General features: G+C 58.8%; 6 protein-coding genes. All 6 read left to right on the top strand.

Annotated elements, in window-relative coordinates; all coding sequences use genetic code 11:
- Positions 1-220 precede the first annotated feature (220 nt).
- The 6 genes from CJ255_RS12800 to CJ255_RS12780 all read left to right on the top strand — a co-directional run bounded on the left by CJ255_RS12800 (position 221) and on the right by CJ255_RS12780 (position 6,067).
- Complete coding sequence (locus tag CJ255_RS12800; RefSeq protein WP_097644494.1) at positions 221-1,972, top strand: VgrG-related protein; 1,752 nt, start codon at positions 221-223, stop codon at positions 1,970-1,972.
- Positions 1,973-2,024: 52 nt separating this feature from the next.
- Positions 2,025-2,420, top strand: a complete 396-nt coding sequence (locus CJ255_RS12795) for a PAAR domain-containing protein (protein WP_097644493.1) — start codon at positions 2,025-2,027, stop codon at positions 2,418-2,420.
- A gap of 157 nt (positions 2,421-2,577) precedes the next feature.
- Entirely contained in the window at positions 2,578-2,976 is a 399-nt protein-coding gene (locus CJ255_RS12790) for a GPW/gp25 family protein (RefSeq protein WP_097644492.1), read from the top strand.
- Between the two features lie 3 nt (positions 2,977-2,979).
- Positions 2,980-4,989: a putative baseplate assembly protein gene (locus CJ255_RS12785; protein ID WP_097644491.1), complete on the top strand. Its 2,010-nt coding sequence runs from the start codon at positions 2,980-2,982 to the stop codon at positions 4,987-4,989.
- 66 nt (positions 4,990-5,055) lie between these two features.
- A complete protein-coding gene (locus tag CJ255_RS24680; RefSeq protein ID WP_281257210.1) occupies positions 5,056-5,178 on the top strand; it encodes a hypothetical protein in 123 nt (40 codons plus the stop codon).
- A 4-nt stretch (positions 5,179-5,182) separates the two neighbouring features.
- Positions 5,183-6,067 (top strand): FHA domain-containing protein, encoded by an 885-nt coding sequence (locus tag CJ255_RS12780; protein ID WP_097644490.1) that lies wholly within the window; start codon positions 5,183-5,185, stop codon positions 6,065-6,067.

Here is a 6,067-nt window from a genome sequence, read left to right as displayed (position 1 = left end):
GGCTAGCAACCACCGCGCCGCTGGCTGAGCCTGTCGAAGCCAAGCGGCGCGGCCCAGAACTTCTTCGCGCTAACAAAAAATGTTAGCAGAAAGAAGCCTTGGGCTAGCAACCACCGCGCCGCTGGCTGAGCCTGTCGAAGCCAAGCGGCGCGGCCCAGAACTTCTTCGCGCTAACAAAAAATGTTCTTCGGATGACCTAACGTAGAAGGAAATGAGAAGCATGGCAAGCGACACGCTCCTCAGCAATTTGGCCCTCAGCTTGGGTGGCTCAACGCCGCCCGATGGCCTCTTGGCTGCCATTGATCAACTGAGCGTTGAGATGAGCCTGCACCTGCCGAGTATGGCCACGCTGGTGCTTCACGATCCCGCCCTTGAATGGGTGGATCACTCGCTGCTTTTGCCCGGCACGACCCTCGTGGTCAATACGGGCAAGGGTGAAGCCCTCTTCGATGGGGAGATCGTTGAACTTGAGGCCGATTTTGGGCTGCAAGGCCAGCGGGTGATTGTGCGTGCTTTCGACCGCTTGCACCGCTTGGCGCGGGTGAAGTATCAGCGCGCCTTTACGCAGATGAGTGATAGTGAGATTGTCAGCGCCTGCGCTGGTGATGTGGGCCTTCGTGCTGCTGCCACTTCGACCCCCGGCCAGCATGAGCACTACTTGCAACTTGGCAACAGCAATCTGGCATTGGCTCAGGAGTTGGCTGCCGCCCACGGCTTTCTGCTCTTTGTTGTGGGCGAGAAGCTCCATTTTGAGCCACCTACCAGCAGCGCCACACTTACGCTAGAGTGGGGCACCGAGTTGAGCAGTTTTCGCCCGCGCCTCAGTGCCACTGGCTATGTGCAGGAGGTGACGGTGCGCGGTTGGGATGCCGCAGCCAAACAAGCAGTTGTGGGCGTTGCGAGTTCTAGCTCGCTGCCGCCGGGGATCGGCGTGGCACCCAAGAATTTCATCGCAGCAGTGACGCCCAAGGATGGCCGTGGCGATCCTGCGCTGATCACCCAAGACCAGGCGAAAGCGGTGGCGCAAAACATGCTCGATAGCCACCTCAGCCGTTTCGTTGAGGCTGAGGGGGTGGCGCTTGGCAATGTGGGTATTCAGGCGGGCGCTTCGGTTGACATTGCGGGCGTCGGTACGCGCTTCAGTGGTACCTATTTTGTTACCAGTGCCACCCATCAGATTGTGCCGGGTGCATCCTATACCACCGAGTTTAGTGTGAGCGGCTTGCATCCTAGTAGCATCCTGGGCATGCTGGATCATCAAGGCTCTGCGACAACACCCCACGGCGCGGGTCTGACCTTGGGCTTGGTGGTGGACAACCAAGACCCCGATCAGCTTGGCCGTGTGAAGGTGAAATTTCCGCTCTTCTACGATGGCGAGGCCGGTGCCGAAGTGATGACCGACTGGCTATTTATTATGTCAAGCGGAGCTGGTAAGCAGCGCGGGCTCTACTTCTTGCCGGAGATTGACGACGAGGTGCTGGTCGCGTTTGGCCATGGCCGCAGCAATGCTCCTATCGTCTTGGGGGCGCTCTGGAATGGCAGCGACCCGCCCCCTGGCTCGCAGGACGACCTTGTGGATGGTTCGGGCCTCGTCAAGCGCCGCGTGATCTATTCGCGTACCGGCAACTATATTGTGCTTGATGATAGCGATGATGATGGCGGAATTAGTGTAGTTGATAGCAAGGGCAATAAATTGGTCTTTAAGGTAGAAGACGATTCCTTGACGATTGAGGCAGCCGGGCCGATTACCATTACGACCAAAGACGACTTGGCGTTGAAGGTGGCCGGTGATGCCAGCATCAAGGCCGATGGCAACCTAAACCTCGCAGCCACTGGCGACATTAGCATCAAGGCGACCGGCAGCCTCAAGGCTGAAGCCACGGGCCAAGCTGAACTGAGTGGCAGCACTGGGGCCAAGTTGAGCAGTTCGGCGGTGGTGGACGTGAGTGGGGCGATGATTAATTTGAATTGAGGAACAGGGGAACAGGGGAGCAGAAGAGCAGAGGAACAGAAGGAGCGAGCAGATGGGCCAACCAGCAGCAAAACAGGGCGATCAGATCATCGGGTCGGACATCCACATCATTATGATTCCGACGCCGGGGGGGCCGGTGCCAACGCCTATTCCCCACCCCTTCACCGGGATTATCAATGGTGGGCTGAGTAGTAATGTGAAGATTGGGGGTATGCCTGCGGCAGTCTTGGGCAGCACTGCCGACAATACACCGCCCCATATCCCCCAGGGCGGCCCGTTTCAGCGCCCCCCCACCAATAAGGCAACGATTGTCAAGGGCAGTGCCACAGTGATGATCAACAAAAAGCCCGCCGCCCGCGCTGGTGATACGGCGCTCACCTGCAATGATCCCACCGATCTGCCGGTGGGCACGGTGGTGGCGGTGGGTAATGTGCTGATTGGAGGCTGACATGGCGAGGCGGGAAAGAGGTACAGAGATATTCACCACAGAGGCACCGAGGACACAGAGGGTTTGATTGGGAGAGAGCCAATGCCGGTGATTGCATAACTAGAAAATCCCTCTGTGTTCTCTGTGTCTCTGTGGTGAAAAAAATAAGGAGCAAACCATGCCCGCTGACTTCATTGGTGCTGGTCTGGCTTTTCCGGTAGATGTAGACGCCCGTGGGCGCTTTGCGCTGGTGCGTGGCGGTAATGAGATCGATCAGGCTATTCGCATTATTCTGCTTACTCCGCCGGGTCAGCGTCTGATGCGCCCGACCTTTGGCTGCAAAATTCACGACCTTGTCTTTGCGCCGAACGATGCTACGACGGCGGGCCTTGCGGAATACTATGTGCGCGAGGCGCTGGCAATGTGGGAGCCGCGTATTCGTGTGCTGACGGTGCAAGCAGGGGCCGACCCTGAACATCCTGAGCGCTTGTTGATTACGTTAAGCTATGAGATCAAGGCGACCCACGACCGCCGCTCGTTGGTCTTCCCGTTCTATCGTATCCCTGGAGAGGAGTGAGCGGTGCCACTACCTAGTATCAATTTGGATGATCGGCGCTTCCAAGACCTGGTGGATCAGGCGAAGCGCATGATTCCGCAGTATTGCCCTGAGTGGACCGATCACAATGTGAGCGATCCGGGCGTGACGTTGATTGAGCTCTTTGCGTGGATGACTGAGTTGCTGCTCTATCGCGTCAATCAGGTGCCCGCCAAGATGCAGTTGCAGTTTCTGGAGCTGTTGGGCATGCGTTTGGCCCCGCCGCGCGCGGCCCAAGCCCCGGTCACCTTCTACCTCTCGGCGCCCCAGCAGCTCGACCGGCTTATTCCTGCTGGCACTGAGCTGGCCACAGTGCGGACTGAGACCAGTCCGGCGATCATTTTTACCACCGAGCAGGATTTGACCCTGCGCCCGCCGCAGGTGCGCGGCGCCTTTACGCGCCCGGTTGGTCGTAATGCGGCCTGGATTACCCATGATCTGCGCCAGTTGAGCCTCACCGAGCGTTCGATCAATCTCTTTCCGGCCCAACTTGCTCCCGGCGATGCCTTTTACCTTGCGTTTGAGGAGGATCATGGCAACCATCTCTTGGCTCTGGTGGTCAACTGTACGACCGCTGGTGGCGCGGGGATCGATCCCAATAATCCGCCGGTGCAATGGCAGGTTTGGCAGGGGGCTACGTCGGGACGTTGGGCCGATTGTGAGTTGGAATATGATGGTACAGGTGGCTTTAATCGCAATGGTGAAATTATCCTCCATTTGCCCCGCATGGTCAATGAAGAGTTGCAGGGCGTGAGTGGCTACTGGTTGCGTTGCCGCCTCACCGAGGCCCAAGGCGGGCCAAATTCCTACCGCGCTTCGCCCGCCATCACCGACCTGCGTGTCGAGACGCGTGGCGGTACTGCGCTGGCTCGCCATGCCGTCAGTGTCCATAATGAGCGTCTGGGACTCAGTGATGGGTCGCCCGGCCAGCGTTTTACGCTGCTCCAGCGCCCCGTCTTGAACCGCGATCCAGCCCGCGACTACTTGGTGGTTGTACCGCCAGGCGGCGAGGCGGAGCAGTGGGAAGAGGTCGAGGATTTTGCCGATTCGCATGCCGACAGTAACCACTATACGCTTGACAGCATTGATGGCAGCCTGACGCTCGGCCCGGCCCTGCTGCAACCTGATGGCACCGTCTACCGCTTTGGCAAGGTGCCGGTCAAGGGCAGCGAGTTGCGCTTCAGCCACTACCAGCATGGCGGCGGCGTGGTGGGCAACCTGCCGCGTGGCGCCCTCTCGGTGCTGAAAACCAGCATGCCCTATGTGGCGCGGGTGAGCAATCGTGCGCCCGCCGCTGGTGGCATTGATGCCCAGACGCTCGATGATGCACGCTTGCGTGTGCCCCAGGTACTGCGGACGCGCCAGCGGGCCGTGACCGCCGATGATTTTGAGTTTCTCGCCACCCAGGTGCATGGCGTCGCCCGCGCCTGCTGCCTCGCCCCTGGCGCCCAGCCCGGGGAAGCCTATGACATAGCGCCTGGGCGGGTAGTAGTACTGCTCGTGCCCCACCTGGATGCGCCCCATGGGGCTATTCGCCCCGACCAACTGATCCTCTCAACCGAACTGCTCCGCAGTGTGCAGAACCACCTCAATGATCGCTGTCTGATCGGCACCAGCCCCGAAGTACGCATGCCTCAGTACATCTGGATTTCGGTCGAGGCGCGCCTGCGCGTTCGCCCGCGCAGCGCCCCAGCCCTCGAAGCTGAAGTCTACCGCTTGGCTGACGCGGCACTCTACCGCTACCTCAATCCTCTGGTTGGCGGGGCCGATGGCACCGGCTGGATCTTTGGGCGTGATCTGCATGTCTCCGAGATCTTCGCTCTTATGCAACGTATTCCCAATGTAGAATTTGTAGACGAAGTGCGCGTCACGGTGCGCGAACCGGGGCGCAGCGAAGGGGGCCAGCCCGTCCTAGGGCGGCTTGATGTCCCCGATGGTGCCCTCGTCTGCTCGTACCAACATCGGGTGGAAGTGCTGCAACTTACGACGCTGTGAGGGAATTGTAGATTGTAGATTGTAGATTGTAGATTTCGCTGATGTTGAGGCAAGTCCCAAACCTTCATGGTTGTTGCTGTAATACCAATTACCCTTGAACATGCCGCATTATCAAGAATGCTAACGCCCATTGGTACGCCATGTTCGGCAATCTGCAATCTGCAATCTACAATCTACAATCGGAAATAGCATTATGCCAACATTTGAACTGATCGTGCGCTTCCAAGGGCAGTTGGTGCAACGGGCCTCCTTGCACGATGAGCGCCTGACGATTGGACGCACGCCCGATAATGATCTCTCGTTGCCCCACCCCCAGGTGGCGCGCCAGCACGCCGAGTTGCGCCTCGAAGGGACGCAGATCTTTCTGGTTGACCTAGGGAGTAGTAGTGGCACGCTGTTTGCCGATGCGCGGCTCTTGCCCCACCAGCCCCAACTCTTGGTGGCTGGGGCGGTCTTTCGGATTGGCCCCTTTGAACTCGCCTACCAGCAAGAAGAGGCCGAAGCGCCAGTAGGCGAGCCGGTTGAACTGGATCAGGCTGAACTGGTGGCTGCGCTGCTGCCCCGCACCCTGCCCAAAGAACATGTCAACACCCCCCCCTTGCCCCCCGTCGGGCCGTTGAGTAGCTACCTGAACCACCTGCCCGCGATCTACCACGAGAATGACTTCCTCGGACGCTTCCTGCTGATCATTGAGGCCATGTGGGAGCCCTTGGAGCAGCGGCAGGATCACATCGCCATGTACTTTAACCCTAGAACTTGTCCCCCGACCATGCTACAATATCTCTCAACATGGCTAGATTTGCCGCTGAATCCCTTCTGGCCTGAACCTCTCAAGCGCCTCCTGTTAGCCGAAGCCCTTGATCTGATGCGCTGGCGCGGCACCCGCTATGGCCTTGTGCGCTTGATTGAATTGGTGACCGGCCTCACACCTGAAATCACCACTGAACCGCAACAACCGCTGGTTATGCGGGTTCGCATAACCGTCCCCGACAACAATGGTGTTGATCGTGATCTGATCGAAACACTGATCAAAAGCTATAAACCTGCCCATATTGGTTATATCCTTGAATTGAGGTGA

Origin of the sequence: Candidatus Viridilinea mediisalina (genome assembly GCF_002532535.1) — a bacterium.
In the GTDB taxonomy this organism is placed as follows: Bacteria; Chloroflexota; Chloroflexia; order Chloroflexales; family Chloroflexaceae; genus Viridilinea; species Viridilinea mediisalina.
This window is presented reverse-complemented; position numbering and strand designations above follow the sequence as displayed.

Excerpts from the sequence above, each read along its gene's own strand:
- CJ255_RS12790 (WP_097644492.1), top strand. The coding sequence starts at position 2,578 with ATGCCCGCTGACTTCATTGGTGCTGGTCTGGCTTTTCCGGTAGATGTA.
- CJ255_RS24680 (WP_281257210.1), top strand. The coding sequence starts at position 5,056 with ATGGTTGTTGCTGTAATACCAATTACCCTTGAACATGCCGCATTATCA.
- CJ255_RS12795 (WP_097644493.1), top strand. The coding sequence starts at position 2,025 with ATGGGCCAACCAGCAGCAAAACAGGGCGATCAGATCATCGGGTCGGAC.
- CJ255_RS12780 (WP_097644490.1), top strand. The coding sequence starts at position 5,183 with ATGCCAACATTTGAACTGATCGTGCGCTTCCAAGGGCAGTTGGTGCAA.
- CJ255_RS12800 (WP_097644494.1), top strand. The coding sequence starts at position 221 with ATGGCAAGCGACACGCTCCTCAGCAATTTGGCCCTCAGCTTGGGTGGC.